The organism is Microbacterium sp. Bi128, assembly GCF_918698205.1.
Window position 1 is genome coordinate 1 of sequence record NZ_CAKKMM010000819.1, and the last position, 2,256, is coordinate 2,256.

Sequence of the window (2,256 nt, forward strand, 5' to 3'; positions counted from 1 at the left end):
GGCTGAAGCTGCCGGCAGGGTAGCGGGGTCCCGCTTCTCCGCCGCCCGCGGCGGCCTGGCCGGGGCACCCGCCGGGGCGATATAGGCTAAAACCATGACTGAATACCGCCGCGTTGGAAATTCCGGACTGTCCGTCTCTGTCGTGGGACTTGGCTGCAACAACCTGGGCCGGTCCGGGACCGTGACCGAATCGCAGGAAGGCACCGACGCCGTCGTGCATGCGGCGCTCGACGCCGGGATCACCTTCTTTGACGTCGCGGACGCCTACGGCCGCGAGCCCGGCCTCAGCGAGTCAATGCTCGGCAAGGCCCTCGGTTCCCGCCGCGACGATGCGGTCATCGGCACGAAGTTCGGCATGGACATGCGCGGCGCCAACGGCGAGGACTTTGGTGCGCGCGGATCCCGCCGCTACATCATCAAGGCGGCGGAGGCCTCGCTGCGCCGGCTCGGCACGGACTGGATCGACCTCTACCAGTTCCACACCCCGGACCCGCTCACGCCCATCGACGAGACGCTCTCGGCCCTCGAAGACCTCGTCACCAGCGGCAAGGTCCGCTACATCGGCCACTCCAACCGGGCCGGCTGGCAGATCGCCGAGGCTGAGTACGTGGCACGCGCCCGCGGGGGAGCCCGCTTCATCTCCAGCCAGAACCACTACAACCTGCTGGACCGGCGCGCCGAACTCGAGGTGACCCCGGCGGCCGAGGCCTACGGCCTGGGCGTCCTGCCGTACTTCCCGCTCGCCAACGGCCTGCTGACCGGCAAATACTCCGCCGGCCGGGCCCCCGAGGGAAGCCGGCTCAGCCACACCCGCACCAACCTGGTCCACGACGCCGACTGGGAACAGCTGGGTGCCTTCGGCAAGTTCGCCGCCGACCGCGGGCTCAACGAAGTCCAGGTGGCCTTCTCCTGGCTGGCCGCCCAGCCGTCCGTCAGCAGCGTCATCGCCGGCGCCACCACACCGGAGCAGGTGCGCCAGAACGCCGCCGCCGTGGCCTGGAAACCCAGCCACGCCGACCTCTCCGAGCTGGACGACCTCTTCCCGCGCACGCCCAAGGTGGCGCTGTTCTGAACGGTCCAGGCCTGAACGATCAGGCTGTGAGCGGCTCCGCGGCGGGCACTCCCGTCACGCATACCATCCTGATGGACGTCGACACCGGGATCGACGACGCCCTGGCCCTGGTCTACCTGCTGTCCCGGCCCGAGGTCCACGTCCAGGCGATCACGTGCACCGCCGGGAACGTCGGGGCCCGGCAGGTGGCGCTGAACAACCTGGCCCTGCTGGAGCTCTGCGGCCGCGAGGGCATCGAGGTGGCCATCGGCGCCGAGGTCCCGCTGGAGATCCCGCTGGTCACCACCGAGGAGACCCACGGGCCGCAGGGCATCGGCTATGCCGAGCTGCCGCCGCCGCGCCAGCAGATCTCGGCGCGGCACGCCGTCGACGTCTGGGTCGAGGAGGTGCGGGCGCACCCGGGGGAGCTCACCGGCTTGATCACCGGACCGCTGACCAACTTCGCCCTGGCCCTGCGCCGGGAACCGGAACTTCCCCGGCTGCTCAAGGGACTTGTGATCATGGGCGGCAGCTTCTACTACCAGGGCAACACCACCCCTACGGCCGAATGGAACACCTCGGTGGATCCGCATGCCGCCAAGGAGGTGTTTGCCGCCTACCGGGGCCTGCCCGAGGACAAACTGCCGATCTTGTGTGCCCTGGAAATGACCGAGCGGATCGAGATGCACCCGGAGCACCTGCGCCGACTTGGCGAGGCCGCCGGTGCACCGGAGCCCGAACTCGTCCTCCCGGAGCAGTCCGAAGGCCAGCGGAGCCAGTCCGGGAACCCCCTCGTCGCTTGCCTGTCCGACGCCCTGCGCTTCTACATGGAATTTCACCGCCTCTATGACCAAGGCTATGTGGCGCACGTGCACGACGCCTTCGCGGCCTGCGCTGCAGCGGGGCGCACACCGTTCGCCACCCGGCTGGCCACGGTCGACGTCGAAACGGATTCGCCCCTGCTGATCGGCACCACGGTGGCCGATTTCCGCGGGCTGTGGGGGTTGGCGCCGAACGTCAGGATCGTCTCTGACAACAACCCCGGGCAGTGCTTCGACGAACTGATTTCCTCGATCGGCGCCCTTGCGCGCGCGGTGGGCCCCCGGGCGCCGGTGGCCTGAAACCGGACAGTACGGCTGGGCCAATGCGGGGAGTGCCCGGACGGGTCTGCAGATCGCTAGAATGGTCGCCGCTCGCTAGGATGG

Annotated in this window: 2 protein-coding genes; both read left to right on the top strand. The window is 69.4% G+C overall.

Translation table 11 applies throughout. From position 1 onward, the window contains the following. The first annotated feature begins 94 nt into the window (after positions 1-94). The gene (locus LQV45_RS26670) at positions 95-1,072 is read left to right on the top strand and encodes an aldo/keto reductase (protein ID WP_230009736.1); all 978 of its coding nucleotides are present in this window, start codon (positions 95-97) and stop codon (positions 1,070-1,072) included. A gap of 71 nt (positions 1,073-1,143) precedes the next feature. Next, positions 1,144-2,172, top strand: coding sequence for a nucleoside hydrolase (locus LQV45_RS26675; protein WP_230009738.1), 1,029 nt, complete (start codon positions 1,144-1,146; stop codon positions 2,170-2,172). Positions 2,173-2,256: the final 84 nt, after the last annotated feature.

What these genes read in the sequence shown, in the direction of transcription:
- LQV45_RS26670 (WP_230009736.1), top strand. Translation starts at nt 95, where the DNA reads ATGACTGAATACCGCCGCGTTGGAAATTCCGGACTGTCCGTCTCTGTC.
- LQV45_RS26675 (WP_230009738.1), top strand. Translation starts at nt 1,144, where the DNA reads ATGGACGTCGACACCGGGATCGACGACGCCCTGGCCCTGGTCTACCTG.